General features: G+C 61.0%; 16 protein-coding genes and 3 pseudogenes. 6 read left to right on the plus strand and 13 right to left on the minus strand.

Annotation, left to right across the window (positions count from 1 at the left end; all coding sequences use genetic code 11):
* Positions 1 to 158: 158 nt before the first annotated feature.
* From CGK93_RS15460 to CGK93_RS24670, 4 genes and pseudogenes are all read left to right on the plus strand, one after another.
* Positions 159 to 1,031 (plus strand): hypothetical protein, encoded by an 873-nt coding sequence (locus CGK93_RS15460; protein WP_089595593.1) that lies wholly within the window; start codon positions 159 to 161, stop codon positions 1,029 to 1,031.
* Between the two features lie 638 nt (positions 1,032 to 1,669).
* Complete coding sequence (locus CGK93_RS24165; protein ID WP_269768479.1) at positions 1,670 to 2,407, plus strand: chitobiase/beta-hexosaminidase C-terminal domain-containing protein; 738 nt, start codon at positions 1,670 to 1,672, stop codon at positions 2,405 to 2,407.
* Positions 2,401 to 2,655 (plus strand): annotated as a pseudogene (locus CGK93_RS24665) (chitobiase/beta-hexosaminidase C-terminal domain-containing protein); the annotation flags it as partial. The gene CGK93_RS24165 and the pseudogene CGK93_RS24665, both read left to right, overlap by 7 nt.
* Entirely contained in the window at positions 2,650 to 3,492 is an 843-nt protein-coding gene (locus CGK93_RS24670; RefSeq protein ID WP_442857050.1) for an FG-GAP repeat domain-containing protein, read from the plus strand. The pseudogene CGK93_RS24665 and the gene CGK93_RS24670, both read left to right, overlap by 6 nt.
* Before the next feature lie 65 nt (positions 3,493 to 3,557).
* On the opposite strand, the gene CGK93_RS15470 is transcribed toward CGK93_RS24670, so the two are convergent.
* The 10 genes and pseudogenes from CGK93_RS15470 to CGK93_RS15515 all read right to left on the minus strand — a co-directional run bounded on the left by CGK93_RS15470 (position 3,558) and on the right by CGK93_RS15515 (position 14,840).
* Positions 3,558 to 4,514, minus strand: a complete 957-nt coding sequence (locus tag CGK93_RS15470; protein ID WP_089595595.1) for a glycosyltransferase family 2 protein — start codon at positions 4,512 to 4,514, stop codon at positions 3,558 to 3,560.
* Positions 4,515 to 4,517: 3 nt separating this feature from the next.
* The gene (locus CGK93_RS15475; RefSeq protein ID WP_089595596.1) at positions 4,518 to 5,003 is read right to left on the minus strand and encodes a GtrA family protein; all 486 of its coding nucleotides are present in this window, start codon (positions 5,001 to 5,003) and stop codon (positions 4,518 to 4,520) included.
* Positions 5,004 to 5,005: 2 nt separating this feature from the next.
* Positions 5,006 to 7,114: a DUF6541 family protein gene (locus CGK93_RS15480; protein WP_089595597.1), complete on the minus strand. Its 2,109-nt coding sequence runs from the start codon at positions 7,112 to 7,114 to the stop codon at positions 5,006 to 5,008.
* A gap of 73 nt (positions 7,115 to 7,187) precedes the next feature.
* On the minus strand, positions 7,188 to 7,919 hold the full coding sequence (locus CGK93_RS15485) for an ABC transporter ATP-binding protein (RefSeq protein WP_089595598.1): 732 nt from the start codon (positions 7,917 to 7,919) through the stop codon (positions 7,188 to 7,190).
* Complete coding sequence (locus CGK93_RS15490) at positions 7,920 to 8,777, minus strand: ABC transporter permease (protein ID WP_089595599.1); 858 nt, start codon at positions 8,775 to 8,777, stop codon at positions 7,920 to 7,922. It abuts the gene before it with no gap.
* A 2-nt stretch (positions 8,778 to 8,779) separates the two neighbouring features.
* A pseudogene (locus CGK93_RS15495) lies at positions 8,780 to 10,782 on the minus strand (glycosyltransferase).
* Positions 10,779 to 11,963, minus strand: coding sequence for a UDP-galactopyranose mutase (gene glf / locus CGK93_RS15500; RefSeq protein ID WP_089595600.1), 1,185 nt, complete (start codon positions 11,961 to 11,963; stop codon positions 10,779 to 10,781). The pseudogene CGK93_RS15495 and the gene glf overlap by 4 nt, the downstream one beginning before the upstream one ends.
* 185 nt (positions 11,964 to 12,148) lie before the next feature.
* A complete protein-coding gene (locus CGK93_RS15505; RefSeq protein WP_089595601.1) occupies positions 12,149 to 13,135 on the minus strand; it encodes a Gfo/Idh/MocA family protein in 987 nt (328 codons plus the stop codon).
* A complete protein-coding gene (locus tag CGK93_RS15510; RefSeq protein ID WP_089595602.1) occupies positions 13,135 to 14,226 on the minus strand; it encodes a DegT/DnrJ/EryC1/StrS family aminotransferase in 1,092 nt (363 codons plus the stop codon). Before CGK93_RS15510 ends, CGK93_RS15505 begins: the two co-directional genes overlap by 1 nt.
* Entirely contained in the window at positions 14,223 to 14,840 is a 618-nt protein-coding gene (locus CGK93_RS15515; protein ID WP_026540062.1) for an acyltransferase, read from the minus strand. The genes CGK93_RS15510 and CGK93_RS15515 overlap by 4 nt, the downstream gene beginning before the upstream one ends.
* 190 nt (positions 14,841 to 15,030) lie before the next feature.
* Between CGK93_RS15515 and CGK93_RS15520 the strand changes: the two genes are divergently transcribed.
* Complete coding sequence (locus CGK93_RS15520) at positions 15,031 to 19,161, plus strand: FtsK/SpoIIIE domain-containing protein (RefSeq protein ID WP_089595603.1); 4,131 nt, start codon at positions 15,031 to 15,033, stop codon at positions 19,159 to 19,161.
* On the opposite strand, the gene CGK93_RS15525 is transcribed toward CGK93_RS15520, so the two are convergent.
* A complete protein-coding gene (locus CGK93_RS15525; protein WP_089595604.1) occupies positions 19,158 to 19,658 on the minus strand; it encodes a hypothetical protein in 501 nt (166 codons plus the stop codon). The two genes, CGK93_RS15520 and CGK93_RS15525, sit on opposite strands and share 4 nt — an antisense overlap.
* A gap of 239 nt (positions 19,659 to 19,897) precedes the next feature.
* Here CGK93_RS15525 and CGK93_RS15530 point away from each other — a divergent pair, with 239 nt between their 5' ends.
* Positions 19,898 to 20,146, plus strand: a complete 249-nt coding sequence (locus tag CGK93_RS15530; RefSeq protein ID WP_003804966.1) for a WhiB family transcriptional regulator — start codon at positions 19,898 to 19,900, stop codon at positions 20,144 to 20,146.
* A gap of 128 nt (positions 20,147 to 20,274) precedes the next feature.
* Here CGK93_RS15530 and CGK93_RS15535 read toward each other — a convergent pair.
* Positions 20,275 to 21,743: pseudogene (locus CGK93_RS15535) on the minus strand (sensor histidine kinase).
* 31 nt (positions 21,744 to 21,774) lie between these two features.
* Positions 21,775 to 26,631 carry an NAD-glutamate dehydrogenase gene (locus CGK93_RS15540; RefSeq protein ID WP_089595605.1) on the minus strand — a complete coding sequence of 1,619 codons (4,857 nt, stop codon included), beginning with the start codon at positions 26,629 to 26,631 and terminating at the stop codon, positions 21,775 to 21,777.
* Position 26,632: the final 1 nt, after the last annotated feature.

A 26,632-nucleotide genomic window follows, 5' to 3' on the forward strand; every position in this document is an offset into this window, starting at 1 on the left:
ACCAATGCATGCGGAGCTGGGGAGCATCCGAATGAAGTGGGGATCCCTCGGTGGACACGCGCAAACGCAGTGTTCTTCAGCTTGGTTTGGCATGTCTTGCCTTCGCCGGTCGCTCAAGAACCTTTTCTAAGACTCCCCGTCACCTTGCATCCCGCGGGGTGGCCGGAAGCCGGCAACACCACAAACTCACGGCAGTCCTGGCCACTGCCAGCCTCGCAACGGCGGCACTTACCGGCGTGCTGACAGCAGGCCCGGCTTTTGCGGACCAGGCGCGCCAAACCGTGGCTACCGGTCTCACCAAAGCTGCCGGCACCGTTGTAGACCCGGACGGACGCTTATGGGTTTCCGATGCACGCGCAGGATTCTGCCGCGTCACAGAGGCGACCGGCGCCACCGCCGGTAGCCTCGAAACGAACACTTGCCTGGGCGGGACGCTGCCCGGGAACGACAGCGGTCCGGCCCTGGCCGGTACACCCGCCATGATCGATCCATCGCCTGCCAGCCACGGCGATGGTGATGAAATCGCGTTCATACCGGATGCCGCCGTCGGAAGTTCCGACGTCGTACGCGCGCTTTGGAACCCCGATGGTGGCGTCTTCGAATACGATGGCGCGCTGACCATCTTCGACGGGGACCTGCGTCCGAACGCCGTCAGCGACGGTCCGGACGGCAATATCTACCTGTCGTTCGCCAATGCGCGGTCAATCGTCAAAATCGTGAACCCTACAGCACTCCACCCGAGCATCGAATCCATCGCTTCCGTCAATTCCAGTTCCCTCAGCCTTGCGGCGACGCACCGCAACAGCGCGGGCAACGTGGTGGTGTACGTTGCCGAAACCTCTGGCTTGACAGTTTTTACTGCCCCCGACGACGGCGTCCTGACCAACTATGTCCCAGCCCCCTCTATAACGTCGGCAAGCCGACGGCGATCTATTATGACTGGCAGTCCCCCATGGTCCTCTACACAGGAACCGGCGGCGGAACCACCACAGCCGACGCCGGCAAGGACACCATCACCCGCATCGATCTGAGCACGGACACGGTCAACAACCAATGGGCCCTCGGCTTCAGCAAGGTCGGCGGCCTGGCCATGCGTGACGGCAAACTCCTGGTAATGGAAGATCCGGGACAACTGGATCCCGCCAAACCCGCTGAGCGGGGAAGGCTGCTCACCCTGGGAGGCGTTGTTCCATCCATCGTCAGCGGTCCGACGGCGGCAAATGGAACCCAGGCAGCCAACCCGGCCTTCACCAACGACTCCACGCCAACCTTCACTGTCGCCTCCACGCCACCGGGCGGGGCCCTTGAATGCAGTCTTCAACTGAGCACAGCGACGCCGGTTTGGCAGGTATGTACCGGCGGAACCTTTACGCCGTCGACTGCTTTGGCCAACGGCGCCTACACGTTCTCCGTAAGGGCCGCACCAACGGGCCTTCCTGTTTCACGGGCCTTTACGGTGGACGTCACTGCCCCCGCCGCCCCGGTCATCACATCACCCGCTGCCGGTGCCACCGTCAACGGCTCACCTGTCCTGGGTGTCACCTCCGACCCCGATTCGGCCTTGTCCTGCTCGGTGGATTCAACCACGACGTTCACAGCCTGCACCAACGGACAAGTGCTCACCCTGGCAACCGCGGGGCAGCACGTGCTCCGCGTCAGGGCCACGGACATGGCCGGCAATGTCAGCCCGGTGGCGTCGGTTACAGTCACCGCCGATCTGACCCCACCACAGGTGTCCATCAGTTCGCCGTCGCAAGGAGCAACGGTGGGCGTCTCGCCGTCGTTCACCTTCGCGTCAACGGCCACGGACATTGCGGGATTCCGGTGCAAGCTCGGCTCCAATGCCTACACTGCATGCACCTCGCCCAAGGTTTACACCAACGTTCCCAGCGGTCCCGTCACCTTCACGGTGGAAGCGAGGGACAACGCTGGAAACACCTCTACTGCCACCAGGAATGTGACGGTGTTCGCTGCAGACACAGCACCACCAGTTGTATCCGTGGACCCGGCTGCAGGCACCTATGGAGCCGGGAAGTCCATCACGTTGTCGGTCAACGAAGCAGCCACCATCTACGTCACCAAGGATGGCACTGTGCCCACGACGTCGAGTCCCGTGTACTCGGGCCCGATTCCGTTGACGTCGCTGACCCTGAAGTACTTCGCGCGGGACACCGCAGGAAATTCCTCGGCTGTGGCCACGCAGACGTACGTACTGGACAGCACCGCTCCAACCCTGACCGTGGCACCCGCGGCCGGAGCCTATGCCTCGGGACAACTTGTCACTATGTCCTCGAGCGAACCGGGAAGCATCTTCTACACCATCGATGGCACCACCCCGCTACCACTGCCTCGGGAAGCACCAAGTCCTACACTGCCCCGTTTGCCCTCACGGGCAACACCACCGTGAAGGCCCTTGCTGTTGACGCCTACGGAAACCCCTCTGCGGTCACCTCGCGGGCCTACACCGTTCTGGACACGACACCTCCAGTGGTCACGGTGACGCCGCCGGCTGGCAGCTATCCCGCCAACCAGCAGATCACGCTGGCGGCGAATGAGGTGGGTGCGAGCATCTACTTCACCACCAACGGCACGAATCCGACCGCTACAGCCGCCAACAAGTACTCCACGGCCATCACCCTCACATCAGCGATGACCCTGAAGTATTTTGCAGTGGACACGTCCAACAACAGTTCGGCAATCGTCACCCAGGCCTATACCGTGACAGCCCCACCGGCGAACACGTGGAAGGACTACACCGGCGATGCAAAGAACGACGTCGTGGCACGCGACAACTCCGGCACGCTCTGGCTGTACCCGGGCAATGGATCCGGAGGTTGGTTGGCCCAACGCTCGCTCGGTACCGGGTGGAACTCGTTGAATGCCATTGTCCCCACCAAGGACTTCAACGGGGACGGACGCAGCGACGTCCTGGCCAGGGATACCAACGGCGTTCTGTGGCTCTACCCTGGAAATGGATCAGGAGGCCTCCAGACCCGCGTTCAAGCAGGCACAGCCTGGTCCGGCAAGACGCTGATCCTGGCGCCGGGCGACTTCAGCGGCGACGGGAAGGCAGACGTCCTCGCAAGGGACTCTGCCGGAATACTGTGGCTCCACCGGGGGAACGGCACTGGCGGCTTCGCCTCAAGCGCCCAGGTGGGTACCGGGTGGAATTCCATGAATGCCATCCTCAGTACCGGGGACTTCAACGGCGACAGCAAGACCGATGTCCTTGCCAGGGACACGTCAGGCATTCTCTGGCTCTACCCCGGCAACGGCACCGGAGGCTGGCTTAGCCGGGTCCAGGTGGGAAGCGGATGGAGTGGCATGACCGCCATCCTCGGGCCGGGCGACTTCAACGGCGACGGCAAGAATGACGTCCTCGCCCGTGACGCCGGTGGCAACTTGTTCCTGTATCCCGGCAACGGGACGTCCGGATGGCTCTCCCGGAGCCAGGTCGGCTGGGGCTGGGGAGGATTCACGTCCCTGCCATAGGAAGGCGAAACATGGAGGGGCCCGGACGCCAACGCGTCCGGGCCCCTCCCCTGTTCAGCACATGCCTAGGTACGTTCCTTCATAGGATGCATAGTGGGCCTGTTGGGGCTCGCCTGGATATCCAATTGCAGCGATACCAGCAGCATCTGGACGCCCAGCACAAAGGGCACCACAGCGAGCATCACCGAACCCGCCGTCGGTGAACCCACACTTGCGGCAAGTACCCAGATTCCTGCCACCAGGCCCATGACGATCAGGGCAATGCCTGCGATCAGCAGGAGGGCAACAGCGGAGAAGGACCACACCATGTACTTCCACCACACACGGCGCCAGAAGCCGCCAAAGAGCATGGCAAGAAGTTCAGGAATGACCTTGCGGAGCTTGATGCTGGAGACCTCGTTGCCGTAAACAGCTGGAATCGGCACATCAACGATCGGAACATCAAGAATGTTGAGGTGGATCAGGAGGTCGTTTTCGAAGCTGTAGCGTGCCGCCACCTTGTTCATGGGAAGACGGCGGAGGACCTCCGTGCGAATGGCGGTGTAGCCGTTCTGCGGATCGAAGATGTGCCAGTAACCGGAAGCGAGCTTCGTCATGAAGGACAACACGATGTTGCCGAAGATCCTGTAGCCGGGCATGCCCGCGAATGACTCACCCGAAAAGAAGCGGTTGGCCTTGGCGAATCCGTAGCCATCGACCACCGGATCAAGAAGCTGCGGCAGGTAGTCGGGATCCATCTGGGCATCGCCGGCCATGACCACGTTGATGTCGGCTCCCAGTTCCATCGCGGCTTTGTGGGCCGTCAGGACTGCGCCTCCCACGCCTTGGTTGACTTCATGTCGAATCAAGGTGACCCGGCCGTCGTCGGCCCGACGTGCTGCCCCTGACGTGTCGTCCGGGCTGCAGTCATCAACAATGACGATGTCATCAACAAAATCAGGCATCGTTTCGATGACCTGTGCGATGTGGTTTTCTTCTTTGTAGGCCGGTACTACCGCGGCAATTCGAACGCCTCGATACATCGATTATCCTTCGCTGCTGTTTGGTGTGAGTTTCTGTGTTGGCGCGTCGGTGCCCGACTGGCCATCTGACTGTTCGCTGCCGCTGTTCGGTTGCTTCTTTTGCGGGAAGACCCAGTGCTTGTAAATGAAGTAGTTCCACCCCATGGTCACAATGGTCGCAACCACCTTACCTATCACGTAGCCGGCACCGATGAACTGAAAAAGCTCAACGATGCCCATGACGGCAAGCGTGTTGAACACCAGGAGCCCTGAGTAACGAAGTACGCCACCCAAGGCAGTTCCACCGCCGTTGAACGCAAAATGGCGCTGCAGGAAGTAGTTGAAGAAGAAGCTGCCCCAGAAGCCCGCACCGGTCGCCAGCCACAGCGGCCAGCCGAAGACCTGGAAGCACAGGGCCAGCAGCCCGAGGTCCAAGAGGAAGCTCAGGCCGCCGATCAGCAGGAACTTGAACAAACTGGACGCCAGGAACTTGGAGATGAATGCCTTCATGATCAGCAGATCCTTCCTAGCGGTGCTATGCCATCAGGGTTCCGGTTCTCAAGGATTCCCGATACGCCGTCGAGCTGGAGCCGGTCCTTCGCTGCGGCGTCGAATGCTTCTTTGCCGCCAGGCAGCTGCGACCAGTCAATCTTGTACAGCGCAGCATTTCCTTCACGCACTACGAGCTGAAGATACGGAATGGAGTCAGGCTGCGTCAGCCCGGCCTTGGGTTCGTCCCACGCCCGGATCCTGCCATCAGCGATGTACACCCATTCGATACCCAGTTCAGCAGCTGCGTCACGGACCTCTGAGTCGGTGGCGAGCTCGGGTAGCTTTTGGAGAACCAGCAACTGGCGGTTGGTCGGAAGGATCTCGAAGTGGCGGATCATCGGCATGCGGTTACCCAGCGCGTACATCCAGACTGACCCGTCGCAGGAGTCGTTCAGAACCGTGGCATCCTCTGGCACATACTCATCGATCTTGCTGAGGAGTCCAACCTCGGATGCGCTCAACGTAGCCCCATCCACCTTGGTATTGATGTTGATGCGTTGGGCGTTTTGCTTGAAGTACGGAATGGCCGCAATGCCACTGACAAGGAGTACCGCCGCCGCGGCAACTGCGGTCACCACGTGGCTGGGCCTGCGGCCGGCTGTGATTCCGTCCGTAGTGGAGTTGGCCGAGCGGCTGCGTACCTTTGCCACCAGCCAGGCGATGGCTTCAGCCAGCTGCGCCACTCCCAGACCCGCGAGAGGTACAAGGAGCATCACCAGGATGCCGAAGATACGCCACTGGTCGTCGTAGAACGGGGCCGTCAACGTCATGAAACGCGGGTTGTCTGTACCCATCGTGTAGACCGAGAGGAAGGCGAAGGCGAGGACAGGTCCGAAGTACCACCACATGCGGATCCTGAGGACCACGGCCAGGCAGCCAAGGGCCACAAGGGCCGTCAGGATCGGCATCGCCATTGAACCGTGGTTCAGGAAAATAACGTTTAGAATAGCGCCGTTGCGGTCAGTGTCCGCAGCCCAAACCTGCTTGGAGACGCGCTCGGATTCCTTCAGCATCTGGGCGATGATCGGCCAGCCGAGGACGACCGCCAGAACACCGGAGACCGCAAGGTAGACCGTGATGCCGAGGATTCTGCCCTTGCGCCGGATCAGGGCGGAAAGCAACCAGAAGATCAGTACGGGCAGGACAACGAAGGCCAGTGAGGGATGGACTGCTATCAGTCCGACTGCGCCAAAAGCGATGCCGGGGATCCAGAATTTCTGCCGCTCCAGTGCCCCCTTCACCGCCAGCAGGGCGAACGGCCCAACCAGCAGCATTCCGGCAAAGAATGGAATCAGCGGGCCACGCCACAGGAGGTCGTAAGGGTAGACCGTAAACCAACCGGCAACGGCCGCCGCGGCCGCCAGAGCAATCGGGCGGCGGGTGACCAGCATGGTCAAGGCCATGGTGCTCAACGGCAGCTGAATCGCCATCATCACCAGGACAAAGACGTTCAGGAACACCGGGATGCTGACGCCGCTCATCGGCCAGAACAACGACAACACTGCGTGGAAGGCAATCGGGTAGCTCCGGATGGGAGCCTCAGGAATGGTGGTGTCGTAGTAGGCAAAGTTGCCTGCGATACTCGGATCCCACTCGTGGTTCACGGAGATCAGTCGGATCATGTTGGCGTGCCAGGGAATGTCCCAGTCCTGGTTGATCCCTTGGAGGCCTTCGGTTCCCACAATCCAAGAGACAGCGGCAACCGCACCGCCAGCGACCAAACCAGCCAGGAGGATCCACCACGATCCCTTAAAAAGCTGCTTGCCAAAGACAGGCGGCTGGGCAACCGTCCCGAACTTGTCCGGGAAATAGCGCCGCAGAGTCAGGCGCAGGGCAAACAGGAGTGCACACAGCACCAGCAGGACGGCAGTCACCGGGAGCAACTGCCAGCTGAGCCCCAGCGCATTTCCCATGACGCCGATGACGGTCAGGACGCCCATTCCGAGCAGTGGCGCTACAACGGGCAGTAGAACCCGGCGAACGCCCAACGCTTCTCCCAGGATCCAGCCCGGGCCCCACCACAACACAACGATCAGGAGTACACACAACAGCAGCGGGCCGATACCCATTCCTACGATCGCCTTTCTTAGATGCTTCCACCAGCCATCCGTTGACAGACGACTCTTTGCAATTGGATGCGGGTTAGTTACGTTCCCGCAGCCACGCCACGGCTTGGTCAGCCGGACCCTCGAACTGGACCGTGCCCGAAGACAACACCACTCCCCGGTCGCAGATCCGCGAAATCATGTCGAGATCATGGCTGACCACCACCAAAGTCCGGCCTTCATCAGAGAGCTGCTTGATCTTGGCCAGGCACTTCCTCTGGAACGGTTCGTCGCCCACGGCCAGGATTTCGTCCACGAGGAAAATATCCGGTTGGGTGTGGACAGCTACCGCAAACGCAAGCCTGAGGAACATACCCGAAGAATAAAACTTCACCTCAGTGTCAATGAACTGTTCGATCTCGGAGAAGGCAACGATGTCGTCGAACTTCTCCTGGATCTCCTGTTCCGTCATCCCCAGGATGGCTGCATTGAGGTAGACGTTTTCACGACCTGACAAATCCGGGTGAAAGCCTGCTCCCACCTCGATCAGGCCTGCGACCCTGCCCTTGGTGCGAACGGTCCCTTGGTCGGGCAGGATGACACCTGAGATCAGCTTCAGAAGCGTGGACTTGCCGGAGCCGTTGAAGCCCAACAATGCCACGGTCTCCCCCGGCTGGATCTCGAAGCTCACGTCGTGCAGGGCATCGAATTTCTTGGTGAGATCCCCCTTCCGCCCCTTGGCAAGCCACACCAGCGTTTCCTTCATGGAGTGCGAGTGGCGGAGGTTGAACGTTTTCTTCAGGCCCTTGACGATTACTGCTGCACCCATTTAGACCTCCTGCGCAAAGTGGCCCTCGAGCCGTCGGAAGACGATCTGGCCAATAACAAGGAACAGTGCCGCCATGCCCAGGCCGATGAAGCCGGTCACCAGGAGGTGTGGAGGCAATTCGACAGGCTGATTCACTGTTGGATACCAAAACGCCCAGTGGAACAGTTCCACCGCAACGGTAATGGGGTTGAGCTGGTAGATCGTCAACACCCAAGGCGCAGCCAAGCGGCGGATCATGGTCCAGTCATACAAGACCGGCGACGTCCACGTCACGATCATCATCAGCATGTCCACGATGTTTTCGGCATCCCGGAAGAAGACATTGACGGCACCGGCCAATAGGCCAAGGCCTGTTGCCGTAACGGCCACAATGACAAACCCAAGCAGGGCACCGAAGAGCTGCATAATGTCCGGATGCCACCCGCTCAGCAGTGCTGCGGCCAGCAGGACAATCAGTTGCGGCAGGAAGTGGACTGCAGCTACCCATACGGATGCCACCGGGAACAGCTCACGCGGAAGGTAGATCTTCTTGACCAGTGCCGCATTCGAGACGATGGACCGGGTGGCATTCGAGAATGCCTCCGAGAAGAAGTTGATGACAATGACACCGGAGAACATGTAAAGCGCGTAGTTGGGAATTTGATCCCCAACCCGCAACACGATGCCCAAGGCAAAGAACAGGACCACATACTGGACCAGCGGCTTGACGTAGGACCAAGCCAATCCAAGTACCGAGCCGCGGTAGCGGACGCGGAGTTCCTTGCGGACAATCAGCTTAAGGAGGTACCGCCGGCGGTAGACGTCCAGCAGCCCGGCGCCCACCCCCGGAACAGCATACGTATCAGTGGAGTTCGACATCGCTACTTGCTGGGCTCCGACGCTTCAAAGGTTTCCCGCCAGGAGTCCATCGAAGTGATCTCTGGAAGGGCTTCACGATACTGGGCCCGCAGGGTCTCCCAGTTGGAGAAGAGCTGGGCGTGGAGTTTTGCCGATTCCACCACAAGCTGGCGGGCCAGCTTGGGGTCACGCAGGTGCCACGAAGCTCCCGTGCCATCCGCATTGGAAACGACTGCACTGTCCAGGTGCGCGAGGCTCCACCATTTGCCATCCTGGTGCGCCACCTGTGCCTCGGGGTTCTCCTTGGCGGAGTCACGCACGGGGGCCAGCGTTTGCTTCAGGACGGTCTTCACGGCCCATGGAAGCAGGCCCAGGGCACCGGGCTGCTTGTAGGACTGGGGCTTCTTGGGGGACGCTTCCGGAAGACCTCCGGGAATGCCCCGGGATCCGTCTTGACCTGGGAGTCCTGGAATTCTTCGCGCATTGCACGGAGTTTGGGCATGGTGATGGGCAACTGCTGGTGCAGGTTGGCCGGGCCCGCCAGGACATCGCGCAGGGCCATGATCCGTGCCTGCTCGGGGTAATACTGCATGGACACCAAGTGCTTGACGTCCGTGTTCAGGCTTTCACGCAGGATGCGTCCACCCTTGGGGAACGGCGAGTGCAGGAGCGTCGCGATAAGCCTGTTGCGCTCATGGTAGTAAGCCTGCCAGTCAACAGAGTCGTCCTTGTCGGCCCAGGAAACGTGCCAGACTGCTGCCCCGGGAAGAGTGACGGTCGGGAACCCGGCTGCACGGGCGCGAAGTGAATACTCTGCGTCATCCCACTTGATGAAGACGGGAAGGGAAAGTCCAATGGTTTCCACCACGGTCTTGGGGATGAGGCACATCCACCAACCGTTGTAGTCGGCATCCCAGCGCCTGTGCAGTTGAGGGGTGGACCGCAGGCCCGCAGAGGAGAAGTCGTGGTTGCCGAGGCCTTCCACCGGACCCCACAGGAAGCGGTAGAAGTTGACGACCTCCGAGTAGGCATGCAGGACTGACTTGTTGTACATGTCGAACATGTGCCCGCCAACAATGGTGGGCTTGCGGCAGAGGTCACCAAACGCCACTGCGCGCATGACGCCTTCAGTCTCAAGCTCAATGTCGTCGTCCAGCAGCATCACGTAGTCGCTCTTGTCGGAAACGACCATCTCATACATGTTGCGGGCGAAGCCGCCTGAACCGCCCAGGTTGCCCTGGTTGATGACGCGGAGCTGGTCACCCATCGACTCTGCGACTACATCAAATCCGGCTTCGTCGGCGACCTTTTTGTTGCCTTGGTCCACGATGATCAGCTCGGCGAGGATCTCCCTCAGGCCGGCGTCGGCGTCAATCGACTTGATGGTTTCAAGGCAGTAGTCAGCGCGGTTGAACGTCGTAACACCGAGCGTGACACGGCCCTGGGGGCGGCCTTCATCCGGGACTGCCCAGTGGGCGCTCTTAAGCGTCATGCCGTCGCCACCGGCAATGAGGTCGAACCAGTACCAGCCCCCGTCGCCGAACGGTGCCAAGGTCAACTCAAAGTCGTTGCCGGCGGTGCCTTCCACGAGGATGGAGTCAACTCGCTGCGAGGCGCCACGGGCGTTGGAACGGTAGACAATGACCGTTCCCTCGCCCTCAGTCTCAAGATGCAGAACGGTCTTCGTGGCAACGGTCCACTTCCGCCAGTAGCTGGCAGGAAAAGCATTGAAGTAGGAACCGAAGGAAAGCCGCTCACCACGGCGAACCTGAACGGAACCGCGGCCCAGGATGTCCTCCGGGTGCAGTTTCCGTGTCATGCCAACGGCCTGCACGACGGCGCCGCTGTCGCCGTCGTCCTTTTTCACCTTGCTGGTGTCCGGGTCGACATACAGCGGAAGGGTGTCGAGGTCGCGGTTGGCGGGGAAAACCACACGCTGAACGATACGCAGGCTTTCTTTGGCCGGTGCCAGGTCATCCGTGGTGGTCATCGCCGTCATCTGACTTTCGTTCGTAGTAGCCGTCATGCGTCCACTCCCCCGCTTTCAAGCTTGGCGCCGCCAGTGAAGTGCGGCTTGATCTTGTTATCGAACATGGACAGGGCAGAGCCAATGGCCATGTGCATGTCGAGGTACTTGTAGGTTCCCAAACGCCCGCCGAACAGGACGGACTTCTCGCCTCGGGCGAGGTCGCGGTATGCGAGCAGTTTCTGGCGGTCGTCCGAGGTGTTGACCGGGTAGTACGGCTCATCGCCCTTTTCGGCGAAGCGCGAGAACTCACGCATAATCACCGTTGCGTCCTTGGTGTAGTCACGCTCAGGGTGGAAGTGGCGGAATTCGTGGATGCGCGTGTAGGCAGCATCGGCGTCCGGGTAGTTCATCACTGAACAGCCCTGGAAGTCCTCAATGGGAAGTACTTCTTCTTCAAGGTCGATGGTGCGCCACGACAGGTCGCCTTCGGCGTAGTCGAAGTAGCGGTCCACCGGACCGGTGTAGATGACCGGCACTTGGCCCAGGACAGAAGACCTGCCGAACTCGCCGTCGTCGAAGAAGTCCGTGTTCAAGACAACCTCGATGTTGGGGTGATCGGCCATACGTTCGATCCATGCTGTGTAGCCGTCAACCGGAAGACCCTCATAAGAGTCATTGAAGTACCGGTTGTCGTAGTTGTACCGCACAGGGAGCCGGGAAATAATCTCGGCAGGCAGATCCTTGGGATCCGTCTGCCACTGCTTGCCTGTGTAGTGCTTGATGAACGCCTCGTAGAGCGGGCGGCCAATCAGCTGGATGCCTTTGTCATTGAGGTTCTGCGGATCGGTCCCGGCCAGTTCGCCGGCTTGTTCCGCAATAAGGGCCTTCGCTTCGGTTGGGCTCATGGCCGAACGGAAGAACTGGTTGATGGTGCCCAGGTTGATGGGCATCGGGTATACCTCGCCCTTGTGGCTGGTGTACACCTTGTGCTGGTAGCTCGTGAACTTCGTGAAGCGGTTCACATATTCCCAAACGCGTTCGTTCGACGTGTGGAAGAGGTGTGCACCGTAGCGGTGGACCTCGATTCCCGTCTGCGCTTCGTTCTCGCTGTAGGCGTTTCCTCCAATATGGTGGCGGCGATCCAGCACCGCGACCTTCAGCCCCAACTCGGTAGCGGCGCGTTCTGCAATGGTCAGGCCAAAGAAACCCGAGCCGACGACGACGAGATCAGCGTTCACAAACTCTCCTGTGTATTGGCGTGCGGGCACAGAAATGCCCACGTCTACTGGTCAAGGCTACCCGACATGACGCGGGTTCCCGTATCCGGGGCGGGGCACGATGGTGAGGGGCCACGCCAGGAAACGGCAAGGGGAGGTTGGCCAGCGGCCAACCTCCCCTTGGTGCCTTGCTTGATCTGAAGTGCTCAGAGAGTGATGACTGAGCCGGATTTCGCGGATTCCAAAACAGCCTCCGCGACCCTGAGGGTCTCGAGCCCCTCCGCCATGGTGACAATGTTCAACGACTTTCCGAGAACTGCATCACGGAAAGCCTCGTGCTCCATTTTGAGGGGTTCACGCTTTGCCAGGGCAAAGCGCGTCGATGATCCCTCCGAAACACCGCGGAAAGCCGCCACGGAATCCCAGTCCGTTTGGAACGTACCGTTCTCCACGAAAGTGAGGTCCGCGGAAATGGTGTCGGCAATGAAAGCGCCACGTTCTCCAAGAACCACCGTGGTGCGTTCCTTCATGGGCGACAACCAGTTGACAATGTGGTTCGTCACAACGCCACTCTTGAGGTGACCAATGGCTGTGACCATATCCTCATGCTCGCGGCCACTGCGCGAGGTGGTGTGGGCAACGACGTTGACGAAGTTGCTCTGGGCCAACCAAGCCGTGAGGTCGATGTCATGGGTGGCCAGGTCCTTGACCACCCCGACGTCGGCGATACGGGCCGGGAACGGCCCCTGCCGCCTCGTGCTGATCTGGTAGACATCGCCCAGGTCACCGTTCTCCAAACGGTCCCGCAGGCTCTGCAACGAGGGATTGAACCGTTCGATGTGACCGACGGCACCGATGAGCCCCTTGGATTCAAAGGCTTCCGCGATGCGTCGCCCCGACTCGGAATCATTCGCGATCGGCTTCTCGACGAGGCAGTGGACACCTGCCTCGGCGAGTTGCAGCGCCACTTCCTCGTGCAGGATGGTGGGCACTGCTGCCACAGCCATATCAATGCCCTGCGCGATGAGTTCCTCAACCGTGTTGAAAACCGTCAGGCCGTCGGCAACGTTGTGGGGGTCGCCGAAGGAATCGGCAACAGCAACAAGGTCAACGCCTTCAAGTTCACGAATGACACGGGCGTGGTGACGCCCCATCATTCCCAGTCCGATGAGGCCTGCGCGCAGATTCGCCACTAGCTACCCGCCTTGGCGACAGCGTTGACGGCGGCAACAATCCGGTCAAGGTCATCCTGGCTCAGGGACGGGTGCACCGGAAGGGAGAGCACGCTTGCTGCCGCCTCTTCGGTGACGGGGAGGTCATCCGAGGTCTGGAAAGGCGCAAGACGGTGGTTGGGAATCGGGTAATAGACCCCGCAGCCAACGTTGTATTCCTCGCGCAGGGCCTTGGCAAAACCGTCACGGTCCTCAGCGATGCGGATCGTGTACTGGTGGTAAACGTGCTCGTAGCCTTCAGCGACCTTGGGCGTGACAACGCCTTCGATGTTCGCGTCGAAGAAGGCAGCATTTTCCTGGCGGGTCTTGGTCCAACCGTTGACCTTGGTCAGCTGGACGCGGCCAATGGCGGCATGGATGTTGGTCATGCGGCAGTTGAAGCCAACCAGTTCGTTCTCGTACTGGCGTTCCATGCCCTGGTTGCGGAGCAACCGGAGGCGACGCTCAACGTCGGCCAGACCAGTGCTGACCATGCCACCCTCACCCGACGTCATGTTCTTGGTGGGGTAAAGGCTGAACATGGCGAAGTCGCCGAAGGTGCCAACCTTGCGTCCATTGACTGCTGCGCCATGGGCCTGGGCAGCGTCCTCGAAGACCTTGACGCCGTGCTTGGTGGCAAGCGCGCCAATCGCATCGACGTTGAACGGGTGCCCGTAAAGGTGCACTGGCATGATGGCCGCTGTGCGGTCGGTGATTTTTGCTTCTACGGAAGCCGGGTCCAGCGTGTAGTGGTCCGGATCAACGTCAGCGAAAACGGGAGTGGCACCAGTCAGTGCCACCGAGTTGGCCGTCGCTGCGAAAGTAAACGACGGAACGATGACCTCGTCTCCAGCGCCGATGCCGGCAGCCAGCAGGCCCAGGTGAAGACCCGAGGTGCCGGAGTTAACGGCAACGGCGGCCCTGCCATCGAGGAGGACCTGGGAGAACTCCTCCTCGAAAGAGGCTACCTCCGTGCCCTGGGCGAGTTGGCCGGAAGCCAGCACGGCATCAACGGCCTTGCGCTCTTCATCGCCGATGATGGGTTTGGCCGGGGGAATGAATTCGGGGCTCATGCCTCTACCTCTCGAAGGGTCTCGTTCTGTTCAACATACGTTGCGCCGGTTTCCGGACACACCCAGTTCTCTCCGCTGCGCTGCAGCGGGAAACCAGCCTTGCCGACCCACCCGTGACGCTTGGCCGGAACTCCGACCATCAGGGCAAAATCCGGGACATCTTTAGCCACGACCGCTCCGGCGGCAACTGTGGCCCACCGTCCAATGGTCACGGGAGCAACGCACACGGCGCGGGCACCGATTGATGCGCCCTCGCGAATGGTGACGCCAACGGGCTCCCAATCGTGCGCGCTCTTCAAGCTGCCGTCCGGGCCGACAGCACGGGGGTAGGTGTCGTTGGTCAGCACAACTGCCGGGCCAATGAACACACCGGCTTCAAGTTCCGCGGGCTCGTAGACAAGTGCATAGTTCTGGACTTTGCAGTTGTCCCCCATCTTTACCCCGGTGCCGATATAGGCACCTCGTCCCACGATGCAATTGACGCCTAACTCGGCCTGCTCGCGGACTTGGGCAAGATGCCAAATCTTTGATCCATCACCAATTACCGCCTTGTCTGAAACATCGGCGCTCTCCGCAACCACTATCACCGGTGAAGGTCCTTCCTCATTGAGCACACGCGACAACGAGATTCATCTTAGCTGAGACACCATGCCGCGGCGTCAAGGGCCAACCGTGAAGGTCGCTCCGGTTTGTCCACATACGCCTCACCCGAGGCTGCAGGACGGCGTAAACGCCTCTAGCGTCAAGGGCAACGGCCTACCTCTGTTGGGCAGGCGCGTTACTGATCACGGGAAGACGGAAGCCATGACTTTGGAATGCACGTTGGTGAGGGGCCCGGCGGCCGCGGAGTTTTCGGCTCCGGAGGAATTGACCATCAGGGTCCCTGTGGGCACACCCGGAGCCCACCTTCAGACAATTCTCGGGGACGAGCGCGGGACTGGTTCATTGGCAGTGGATGGAAGGGATATAGCGGCCCTGACGGTTGGCCGGCCTCCCCTGGTGTCCGGTGCAATAATCGTCGATGGCCCCGCACCGCACCATCTCTCCGAGCCGGCGTCCCTGCCTCTCATGCTGCTTACACATTCGGGGCCCAGTGCCGGAGTCGTCTTCCGTATCCATCGCGGCCGCTTCCGGATAGGCCGCGGAGCCACGGAGATCTCCGTGCCGGATCCAGACATGTCCAGGGAGCACGCCATCCTGGATGTTTCCAGCACAGCACTGACCCTGAGTGGCGTCGCGGCCGTCAACCCGGTACTCGTGGATGGGCGCCCCTCGCGGCGCACGTCCCTGACGTCGGAATCAACAATTCTGTGCGGCAACAGCGTGTTCTCTGTCTCCACGGAGAGAGGTCCGCTCCCCGAAATTTCCAACGATGCCGGACGCTCCGTGGAGGAACCACTTGAGGTGCCTCATTCCGGACGGCAAGGAAACCGCATGGCGATCATCCTGGCCGCCGTGCTGCCGCTGATCGCAGGGGTTGGTCTGGCCATTGCCACCGGGATGTGGATGTATCTGGGATTCACCGCCATCTCCGCCGTCAGTCTCCTGATCCCGTTCATTACGGGACGGAAGAGCCGCCGGGAATGTAGATTGGCTGTGGCCCGCGCCGCTCAGGAGGATCTCGGCCGCCGGCAGCGTTGCTCTCCCTCCGCTGCGGAACTGGTGGTGGCTGCCTGCGGCAGGGCGGCCATGGAGGTTCGGGATGCAGCACGAGGCCAGTCCGATTCATCGTTGTCCCAATCGCCTGCAGATTCCCCCAGGGAAACCGTCAGCGCAGATTCCGGTAGCTGGATCCGTCTGGGCACAGCCGAGGCACAGGCAAATATCCGATTGGTACCTGACGATCCAATGTTCAGCGCACCAGACATCGGATCAGCGGCAGTGACTTTGGACCCGCAGCTTCCCACGGTGGCACTTGACGGACCTCCTGACCACGTTGATTCCCTGCTCCGATTCATGCTGATGCAGATGGCCGGCTACCCCCGGGCTGCGGAGTCACCCGTCATTATCGTTGGGAGCGTCGGAAGGCTGCCCCTAAGCGCCAGGTTCCTCGCGAAGGTTACTCTTACGACGCAGTACGAGGCGGCCCTCACTGCCATGCTGCAGCTAAGCGGCAGCGCTCATGGAAGGCTGCTCATCATCGATGAACCGGCAGGGTGGGACAAGGCCGCGTTGGCATCCCTCCTGGGCGCCGCGCGCCGGAACGGGTGGCAGGTGGTCCGTTGTGGCCCACCTGCTGAACACCCCGGGCCCTTAATCGAGCTTTCAACGTCAGGGACCACAGGAACATTGGACGTGGCCGGCGAGCGCCGGACTTTCGTTCCAGACCTCGTCCCGATCAGCGTTTTCGATGCGTTTTGCCGCACCATGGCCTCGCTGGCCCACCAGGAACATGTCGGCACACGGCAGCCCGTTCCTGAGCAGTGCACACTGGCTGCCCTTCTTCCCTCCGGGACCCGAAGGGTTCTTCTTCGCTGGGAAGACACTGCACGATTGCCTGGACTAAGGGCCGTGTTGGGCCAGGGCCGTCAGGGACCCGTGACCTTTGACTTTAAGCGCGACGGTCCACACCTTCTGGTGGCCGGTACCACGGGCTCAGGAAAGTCGGAGCTCCTGAGGACCCTCGTCGCTTCCATGGCGCTGACGTACTCCCCCAATCACACAACCTTCCTCTTTGTCGATTTCAAAGGCGGCTCAGGACTACGGCCGCTCGCCGGCCTGCCTCACTGCGTAGGCCTCTTGACCGATCTTGGTGGGCGCCAGTTGGATCGCGCACTTGCTTCGCTCCGGGCAGAGATCAGGTACCGCGAGGAGTTGTTCGCTGCGGCCGACGTCACGGACCTGGACCAATACCACCTTGCTGCGTCGAGCCCGTACCCTGCAGTTCCGCATTTGGTTTTGGTCATCGACGAGTTCCGTATGTTGATTGACGAAGCTCCCGGCGCCCTTCGCGAGCTCATGCGGGTCGCCACCATCGGCCGATCCCTTGGCGTCCATCTGGTGATGGCGACCCAGAGGCCTCAAGGAGCATTGACAGCCGACATCCGGGCGAACGTTGCGTCGAGTATCGCTCTTCGAGTGCAATCAGAGGCGGAGTCCGTGGATATCATCAATTCAAAGGTGGCCGCCTCCATCAGGGCAGATACTCCGGGAAGGGCCTACCTGGTCCGGGCCTCAGACACGCCGGAAGAATTCCAGGCCGCGTCCCTCTCGGTTTCCCACGATGCCAGAGCCTCCGATGGCCCTGTTGATGGATCTCCTCAGTTGGTCCACACAGCCTCCCAGATACTCAACAACGGCTCACGCCGTGAGGTCCCACCGTCCCAGCCCTTGGCCGGACATCGGGATGCCCTCCCGGATGCCGGTGTCGGGCGGCTTGTTTTGACTGTCCAGGACGCGTGGCGCCGCCAGGGGAGTTCCCTCCCCCGACATCCCGTGGCGGAACCCCTGCCTTCTGCGATTCCGTGGAGTGGTGGGCCTTCCCTGGCGGATGCCTCTGATGTCCCCGCAACCACAGAAGCAGTGCCATGGCGTGTTGGGCCGCTGGCGTTGGTTGACAGGCCCACACGGCAAGTTGTGGAGCCCTTGCAATGGTTGCCGGCCGAGCACGGACATCTGGCCATGATCGGAAGTGCTTCGAGCGGCATGCACGCCTGCTTCAGGGCAGTCTCGGCCATGCTGTCCACACAAGGACCCCAGCCTCATCCCTTTGTTCTGGATGCGGCAGGAATATTGGGCGACCTCGTTGGCCAGGCAAGGGTAGGTGCGCTCGTGGGCCTGCACCAATTACCGCTTGCAGCGCGTGTGTTAAAACGTCTCGCCGAGGAAATGGACTGCCGACGCACCAGCAACGACGCCGGGAGGACCTCCAAGCCTCTGACTTTGATCATCACGGGGTGGTGCTCATGGGCCACCGCCTTCCGGGCCGGGACCTCAGCCTGGGCAGAGAGCCTCCTGCAGGACATTGTGAGGGACGGCCGTCCTCTCGGCATCACGGTGATGATTTGTGGCGAGCGGGAATTGGTCAGTTCACGTTTCTTTGCCGCGATACAAAACCGGGCTTATTTTCCGTCAGGCTCCACGGAGGAAGCCCGGTTTCACTGGCCCCGCTTTCCAGAGGTGGAGCCAATTCCAGGGCGCGCCGTCGCCACGGGCAACTTCGTCGACGGAGATACAGTGGTTACCCAGTTTCGCGAGGCTCCCGACGAGGGGCACTGGCCGTTCGCCCCTCCCCCACAAGGGAAACCGCCCTTCCGTCTGCGGCCGCTTCCCGATCGCCTGGACGAACAGGAATTTCGTGTTGGGCTCAAGTCCTCGTCTGCCCTGTTGATGTCTGCCGGGCAGGAATCGGGGAACGCTCTATGGATCGGCGTTGGAGGGGACGAAGCGATGCCCGTTTCCCTGCCTCTCCGGCTGCACGGTGTCAGCATCATCCTCGGCGGCCATCGATCAGGGAAGAGCACGGCTTTGGCATCACTCCGTCGCCTGAATCCTTCAGTTGCCTGGGTTGTTCCGGCACTTGGAACATCCGCGGAATCTTCCCGGGCCTCGGCCACACAAGAAAACTGTGACCTGGACCCGGAGAGCGTCGTGTTGGTGGACGACGCGGACTCTCTTGACACCCAAGGGCGCCAAGCCCTCACTGCTTTGGTGGGTAAAGTCCGAGGCATCGTGATGACAGCCACTCCCGGGCCCGCACTGACGCAGCAACTGCCACTGGCCCGGGAAGTCCAGACCTTCCGAATGGGTGTGGTCCTGGCGCCGGGATCGCCTCACGATGGCGATCTCCTGGGAGTACGGCTGGAAACAGACCGCCCAGCCCGCCCTGGGCGTGGCTATGTGGTGGAGGGAGGAGAAGTGCAGCCGTTTCAAGCAGTCCTCACAACGGACTTCCCACCCATTGCCGCTCATGGTTCCCCCGCGGAGACGGGTTAAAGGACTCCGGAGGTACCGCCTGTGCGCGACGCGTAGGCAATCACGTCCCTATGGAAAAGGAACACAATGGCCGCAACGGCCGGGATGATCATAGCCAGGCCCGGCAGAACAAGCCCACCGGTCATAGTGGGGAAACCGATGGTGAGAACGAACAACTGGGCCACCAACGCAGCCGCCCGGGTCCATCGGTATCCTCGGAACAGGTAATGCCCCACTGCGAACAACCACACCGAAAAGGCAAGGAGCAGCCCCAGCGTAAAAACGGCTCCCCAGAAAGTCAGCACCGGGGCGCCAGTAAGCAATTCGTACGCGTACCAGGCGGCGGCACCCATGAGCGCGAGGGCTTCCAACAGGACAACGGCAGAGATCACTGCCACCCCACGGGGCCGGCGACTGCCGGCTCGGCCGCTGTTCTCATGGTGCGCCTGCGCGTCGGAATCTTCTCCCGGCTCCGGTCCGGAGGCGGGTTGGGCAGGGTTTACGGGAGGTCTTGACACACTGGCACACTACCGGACATAGTCATCTAGCAGTGAGGGCACTGGCGGCTGATGTGATGCATCGCTCACAGATTCCGGGCATTTCGACCACTAACACCCCTTGTTTACAAGGCGTTAACATGAAACGCTTGACTCAGACGACCAAGGGGGCCCATGCGGGCCCCTTTCCTTTGGAGCCTCTCGTGAATGTTTTCACAAAAGGCCCTATCTAGTTCTCACGAATGGAGTGACTGATCAGCATGGATTGGCGTAATCGCGCAGCCTGCCTCGACAAGGACCCGGAGCTCTTCTTCCCAGTCGGCAACACGGGACCAGCACTTCTGCAAATCGAGGAAGCCAAGAGCGTCTGCCGCCGCTGCCCCGTAGTGGACACCTGCCTGCAGTGGGCGCTGGAGTCCGGACAAGACGCCGGTGTTTGGGGCGGCATGAGTGAAGACGAGCGTCGGGCTCTCAAGCGTCGCGCTGCCCGCGCGCGCCGCGCTTCCTAGAAGCATTAAGTAGACCTCATTAATAAGGAAGGCCGCGGACCATTGGTCCGCGGCCTTCCTTTTGTTAAGCCATGGCCGCAGGCGCGCCCCAGTGACATCGGGGAGCGCGCCGACATCTTAAGTGCGGGTTAAGTGCGGGCCAAATTCAAAACGATTTCGACGGCCGTTCCCCCACCGTCGCGAGGGCTCCACTGGATTGATCCACCGAGTTCGCTCGTCACCAGCGTGCGGACAATCTGCAGGCCCAGGCCTTCGGTGTATTGACCGTCCGGCAGGCCAACGCCGTCGTCGGCAATGGTCACGGTCAGAAATTCGTCATTTCCGTCGCCGTCAGCCCGATCAGCCAAGAGCCATACTGTTCCGGTGCGTCCTTCAAGACCGTGCTCCACGGCGTTGGTGACCAACTCGTTAATGACCAGGGCCAACGGAGTGGCAAAGTCGCTGGGCAACTCGCCAAACATCCCTGAACGTTCCGTTCGTACTTGCTGGGACGGCGATGCCACCTCGGCAGACAGCCGGAACTGCCGTCCGATCAATTCATCAAAGTCAACACTCTGCGTCAACCCCTGGGAAAGGGTTTCGTGGACGAGTGCGATGGTGGCCACGCGCCGCATCGCTTGTTCCAAGCCCTGCTTCGCCTCGTCACTGACCATACGGCGCGATTGCATTCGCAGCAGTGCCGCCACAGTTTGAAGGTTGTTTTTCACCCGGTGATGGATTTCCCGGATAGTGGCATCTTTGGTAACGAGTTCCATTTCCCTGCGCCGCAGTTCCGAGACATCGCGGCACAGGACGAGGGCACCGAACCGGTGTTGCTCGTCGCGTAAAGGAATGGCCCGCAGAGAAAGACTGACGCCACGGGACTCAATCTCACTTCGCCAAGGCATCCGACCTGTGACAACCAAGGGCAGAGTCTCATCCACCATCCGGCGGTCTTTGAGGAGCCCGGCAGTTACTTCCGCCAAGGACCGTCCCTCCAGCGACTCAACTTCGCCGAGCCGCCTGAAGGCTGACACCCCGTTGGGGCTCGCGTACTGCACGATACCTTCGGCGTCCAGCCTGATGAGTCCGTCTCCCACACGTGGCGCCCCACGGCGTGATCCAGTGGGCGAAGCGAAGTCGGGCCACAGTCCCAGAGTTCCCATGCGCAGAAGGTCATAGGCGCACTGACGATACGTCAACTCCAGTCTGGAGGGCATCCGGGAGCTGGACAGATCCATGTGGGATGTCACTACGGCCAGCGTCCTGCCGTTGCGCACCATGGGAACAGCTTCGACACGCAGTGCCATCTCGCTGCTCCAGCTCGTTTCGCTGGATCGTTCGATCGAGCGGCTGTGCCATGCCTTTTCCACCAGTGGGCGAAGATCGGAACGGATGCCCTCCCCACGAAGTCCGCGTGAAACACCGTATGTGATGTCGACGGACGGACGTGGGCGAGGGCAATGTAACCGAACTCCGGGTGCGGGAACCACAATGCGAGGTCCGCGAATGCCAAGTCGGCGACCATCTGCCAGTCACCGACGAGGAGGTGCAGCCATTCGGCATCTCCAGGCCCGAAATCAGCGTGTTCCCTGATGGGGTCTGTAAAGATTGCCACTGCACCTCCATTTGCGACGCTGGGATTGCCCCTAGCGTCGAACGATTGACCTCAAGAGCCTTAATGCTACCGACAGTGAAGCCATGTCGTCGGCTTCTAGCGCGTTGACCTCGTCAAACATGGTCTTGGCCCGGCCCAGTTGCTCGGCATTCTGCCCCTCCCACGACTTCAGGCGATCTTCAGCCGAGGTGCCGGCCTCAGTCGACTCCAGGACCGACGTCGTCATATCCGCGACCGTTGAGTACAGGTCGTCCCGAAGGGCGGCCCTGGCCAGCGCCTGCCAGCGGTCGTCACGCGGCAGGGAACTGATCCGTTCCAGCAGCGAATCGACATGGAAGCGGTTGAACACGGTGTAGTACACATGGGCCACGTCTTCGACACTGCCGCCACCGGTCTGGGCAATCCGCGCGATATCCAACAGCGCGTAACTCTCGAACAACTCCGCCCACCTGTGGGCAAGGTGTTCGGGCAAGTCCCAGCCACGTGCCCTATCAAGCCAGCCTGAGATGCGGGTCTTGTCCTCGCCCCGGAGGTAGTCCAGCAGCTTGGCCCGCAAGGGGGCCATCATCGGCTTGAACGATTCCACCACTGTGGAAATCGGCTGGGATGCCATCCCTTGCCCCAGGACCCACCGCACAGCCCTGTCGAGCAGCCGGCGGATGTCCAGGTGGACTTCACTCCAATGTTCTGTCGGGAAGGATGCTGGGAGCGCGTTCAGCTCCGCCACCATGGGATCGAGGTCGTAAATTTCGCGTAGCGCCACAAATGCCTTGGCAACCGCTACCTCATTTGCCGATGTTTCTTCGATGGCCCGGAAGGCGAACGTGATGCCGCCCAGGTTGATGATGTCGTTGGCCACGACGGTGGCGATGATTTCGCGGCGAAGCGGGTGGGTGTCCAGCTCGGCGTCGAACTTCTCGCGCAATTGCTTCGGGAAGTAGTTGCGGATGGTGTCCGCAAACCAGGGATCGTCAGCAAGGTTGCTGTCTCGCAGTGCCGCGCCGAGTTCGATCTTGGCGTAGGCCGCCAGAACTGCCAGTTCCGGAGACGTCAAGCCTTGGCCCTGCTCCAACCTTGAACGAAGCGTCTCCGTGGTGGGCAAGGCTTCGAGATCACGCTTGAGATCGGCGGACTTCTCCAACCAGTCCATCAGCCGCTCGTAGCTTGGACTCCATTCCGCAACCCGCGTCCGGTCATTCAGGAGCAGGATATTTTGGTCGATGTTGTCCTGAAGGACGAGTCGTCCCACCTCATCGGTCATATCTGCCAGGAAAGCTGCCCGTTCTCCGGCCTCAAGCTTGCCGGCAGCCACCATTCGGTCCACGAAGATCTTGATGTTCACTTCATGGTCGGAGCAGTCCACACCGGCTGAGTTGTCGATTGCATCCGTATTGAGGATGACCCCTTGCAGCGCGGCTTCAATACGCCCGCGTTGCGTCAATCCGAGGTTTCCGCCTTCTCCCACAACCTTGACCCGCAGGTCGCGTCCGTCCACACGAATGGCGTCGTTGGCTTTGTCGCCAACGGCTGCGTGGGTCTCCGTGCTGGCCTTGACGTAGGTGCCGATGCCGCCGTTATAGAGGAGATCAGCCGGAGCCAGCAAGATCGCGCGAAGCAGCTCCGGCGGGCTCAGCTGGGTGGTGCCTTCGGGCAAGCCCAGCGCCTTTCGAACTTGGTCAGAGACGGGGATGGTCTTCGCTTGGCGCGCGTAGACTCCTCCACCTTCACTGATCAGTGACCTGTCATAGTCATCCCAGGAAGACCGGGGCAGCTCAAAAAGCCGCTGCCGTTCCGCGAAGGATGCCGCGGCGTCGGGCGTGGGATCAAGGAAGATATGGCGATGGTCGAATGCGGCCAGCAGACGGATGTGCCGGGACAGCAGCATCCCATTACCGAAGACGTCGCCGGACATGTCGCCGACGCCAACTACAGTGAACTCTTCGGTCTGGGTATCCAGATCAAGTTCGCTGAAGTGCCTCTTGACCGATTCCCACGCCCCGCGTGCCGTAATGCCCATGGCCTTGTGGTCGTAGCCCACCGACCCTCCGGAGGCAAAGGCATCGCCCAACCAGAATCCGTACTCGGACGCGAGCCCGTTGGCGGTGTCGGAGAAGGTGGCGGTTCCCTTGTCGGCTGCCACCACCAGGTAGGAATCGTCGCCATCGTGGCGAACAACGTCCGACGGCGGGACAAGCCTTTCGCCGTCCGCTGACGTCACGAGGTTGTCGGTGATGTCCAACAAACCCCGGATGAAGGTTTTGTAGCTCTCAATTCCTTCGGCCATCCATGCTGCCCGGTCAACTGCCGGGTTGGGCAGCTTCTTGGCGAAGAACCCACCCTTGGCACCCGTAGGAACGATCACGGCGTTCTTGACTGTCTGGGCCTTCACCAAGCCCAGGATTTCCGTGCGGAAGTCTTCCCTACGGTCTGACCAGCGGAGACCGCCGCGGGCTACCTTCCCGAAGCGCAGGTGAACGCCTTCAACCCTGGGTGAGTAGACCCAGATCTCGTACATGGGGCGGGGGAAGGGCAATCCGTCGATCGACGTTGGATCCAACTTGAAGCTGAGGTATTCCTTGTTTTGGAAGTAGTTGGTCCGCAGGGTGGACTCGATCAGGTTCACGAAGGTACGCAGCACGCGGTCAGCGTCCAACGTTGCCACTTGCTCAATGGACTCGGCGAGGGCTACGCGTGCTGCAGCCTGGCGTTCCGGCCGAAGATCCTCCGGAACAGTGGGATCGAAGCGCGCAGAGAAGAGGGCGTTAAGTCCACGGGCAACGTCGGGGTTGCCCAGAAGAGTGTCCGCGATGAAACCGAACGAATTGGTGTTGCCCATTTGCCGCATGTACTTGGCGTAGGCACGGAGGACCACCACTTGGCGCCAGTGCATGCCCTCACGCAGCACCAGCCGGTCAAAGTTGTCCGACTCGACGGATCCTGTGACGGCGGCTCCAAAGGACTCGCCCAGGAGTTCCCCGGTAGCGAGGGGATCGACACCGGCGGGGTATTTGAGTCCAAGGTCGTAGAGGAAGAAGTCGCGGCGATCTGAAGTTTCGATCTCGAAGGGACGTTCATCCAAAACTTCAAGACCAAGATTGTGGAAGTAAGGGAGGATCTGGCTCAGGCTCTTGGGCTCCATGAGGTAGAGCTTGACGCGGGCGTCCTCCTCCAAGGCTTCGCCGGCACCTTCTGGAAGGTACACGTGAACCCCGGGTTTGACCTGCTTTGTTGCTTCCCCGGCTCTCTCGGCCTGTGCCCCATACTTTTCGAAGCGTTCGATGTCCTCCAAGGCGTCTTCAACTTCATAGTCCACCCGGTAGCCTGCGGGGAATGCCTCTGCCCACAGGGCAGACAGCACATCGGCACTTTCTGCCGGGCGGTGCTCACGGAGGACCTCGGCGACTCCTTCGCTCCAGGAGCGGGACGCCCTCATCAGCCGGTGTTCAAGCTCCGCAACATTGACTTCTGCCAGCTCAGCCGTGCGCGGGAGGCGGATCCTGAAGAAGACACGGGCCAAGGCAGATTCGGTGATCCGGGCCTCGTAGTCGATGCTTTCGGCCTGGAACGTTTCCCGGAGTTCCTGTTCGATCCGAAGGCGAACGCTGGTGGTGTAACGATCACGGGGCAGGTAGACCACCGCCGACATGAAGCGACCGTAAATGTCAGGTCGGAGGAACAACTTTGTACGGCGACGTTCCTGCAACCGCTGGATCCCCGTGGCAGTAGCAGCCAGGTCCGGAATCTCGATCTGGAACAGTTCATCGCGCGGGTACGTCTCGAGGATACCCAGGAGATCCTTGCCGGAGTGGGAGTCAATAGGGAACCCGGCGTTCCGCAGGACGGCGTCCACCTTGTCGCGGACAATAGGGATGTTGCGCACAGAACCGGTGTAGGCACTTGTTGCAAAAAGCCCGATGAATCGCCGTTCCCCATTGACGTTGCCCTGGGCGTCGAAGCTCTTGACGCCGATGTAGTCGAGGTAGGCAGGCCGGTGGACAGTCGATCGGGAGTTGGCTTTGGTAATCACCAGTGCCCGCTTTTCCCGGGCGCGCTTCCGCCCGGCATCCGTGAGGTGCTGGACCTGACGGGTGGTGTCCCCCGCGCGCAGAAGCCCAAGACCGCTGTCTTCACGCAGTTGAAGGACGTCCTCGCCTTCCTGGTCCACGAGGTCGTACTCGCGGTATCCGAGGAAGGTGAAGTTGCCGTTGTCCAGCCAGCGCAGGAGATCCTGTGCCTGCCGGAGTTCGGCGATCTGCTCCGGGTGGGATATGCCGCCAAGGGCTTCTGCCAGTTCCAGTGCTTTGCTGCGCATCTTGGGCCAGTCTTCCACGGCTGCCCTGACATCGCCGAGGACACGTTGCAGTCCTTCGACCAATTCTGCACGGGCGTCGTCGTTGACACGGTCAATCTCCACTGCAATCCACGACTCCATGTGCGACGAGTTGTCACCGTCGCCCAAGAGGTGCGCCACGCTTGGCAGTGCAGCGGTATCGCCGCTCGAGATCCCGACGTTCGAAGGAACCCGGGAGATGTTTCGGAGCTCCCCGGACACGCGGTCGCGGGTGATCACAAACAAGGGGTGCATGACAAGACGGATCGCACAGTTCTGGCGAACGAGTTCTGCATTTACTGAGTCCACCAGGAACGGCATATCGTCAGTGACGATGTACACGACGCTCCGGTCCGCTTCACCCGCGATTTCGACGACGGCGTTGCCCGGCATACGGGACTGCGCGACCTTTTTGTGATTCGTTGCCCGCGAGATCAGCAGCTCAGGCGAATACGCCCGGGCATCCTCCTCTGCGAGGTGTTCATAGTAGTCACCGAAGAACCCTTCACGGACAACTGCTGCATCGGACCGATCCTCCACGCTGGATCCTGACGACATC

The organism is Arthrobacter sp. YN (genome assembly GCF_002224285.1).
Lineage (GTDB): Bacteria > Actinomycetota > Actinomycetes > Actinomycetales > Micrococcaceae > Arthrobacter.

Coding starts and splice junctions, on each gene's coding strand:
- CGK93_RS15520 (WP_089595603.1), top strand. CDS start 15,031: ATGACTTTGGAATGCACGTTGGTGAGGGGCCCGGCGGCCGCGGAGTTT.
- CGK93_RS15480 (WP_089595597.1), bottom strand. CDS start 7,114: ATGGGTATCGGCCCGCTGCTGTTGTGTGTACTCCTGATCGTTGTGTTG.
- CGK93_RS15475 (WP_089595596.1), bottom strand. CDS start 5,003: ATGAAGGCATTCATCTCCAAGTTCCTGGCGTCCAGTTTGTTCAAGTTC.
- CGK93_RS15540 (WP_089595605.1), bottom strand. CDS start 26,631: ATGTCGTCAGGATCCAGCGTGGAGGATCGGTCCGATGCAGCAGTTGTC.
- CGK93_RS15510 (WP_089595602.1), bottom strand. CDS start 14,226: ATGAGCCCCGAATTCATTCCCCCGGCCAAACCCATCATCGGCGATGAA.
- CGK93_RS15490 (WP_089595599.1), bottom strand. CDS start 8,777: ATGTCGAACTCCACTGATACGTATGCTGTTCCGGGGGTGGGCGCCGGG.
- CGK93_RS15485 (WP_089595598.1), bottom strand. CDS start 7,919: ATGGGTGCAGCAGTAATCGTCAAGGGCCTGAAGAAAACGTTCAACCTC.
- CGK93_RS15530 (WP_003804966.1), top strand. CDS start 19,898: ATGGATTGGCGTAATCGCGCAGCCTGCCTCGACAAGGACCCGGAGCTC.
- CGK93_RS24670 (WP_442857050.1), top strand. CDS start 2,650: ATGACCCTGAAGTATTTTGCAGTGGACACGTCCAACAACAGTTCGGCA.
- CGK93_RS15470 (WP_089595595.1), bottom strand. CDS start 4,514: ATGTATCGAGGCGTTCGAATTGCCGCGGTAGTACCGGCCTACAAAGAA.
- CGK93_RS24165 (WP_269768479.1), top strand. CDS start 1,670: ATGGCCGGCAATGTCAGCCCGGTGGCGTCGGTTACAGTCACCGCCGAT.